General features: G+C 55.8%; 1 protein-coding gene. It reads right to left on the reverse strand.

Translation table 11 applies throughout. From position 1 onward, the window contains the following. A partial coding sequence (locus tag ACZ3GY_RS24170) for an adenylyltransferase/cytidyltransferase family protein (RefSeq protein WP_465912300.1) occupies positions 1-226 on the reverse strand: 226 nt, incomplete at its 3' end. Positions 227-265: the final 39 nt, after the last annotated feature.

Below are 265 nucleotides of genomic sequence, written 5' to 3' on the forward strand. Positions count from 1 at the left end.
TGGCAATCCGGTTGGGGACGGGAATGGCGGGGTTGAATTTGGCAAAGTACTCACGCGGATGCGGTTCGAAAGTCATCACACACAAAGGCAGGCCGCGTTCGGTGGCCACGGCACGAGCACGGGTGAGCAAGGCCTGATGACCGCGATGAACGCCATCAAAATTGCCAATCACCAGTGCACAGGGAGTTTGGTTGTCAGGTCGGGGGAGCCCGCGGAATACTTTCACAATGGATGCCAGACTGCCGTTGAATCAAAAGTTTCTGAT

Source organism: Pseudomonas sp. PME37.24/006 (assembly GCF_055556635.1).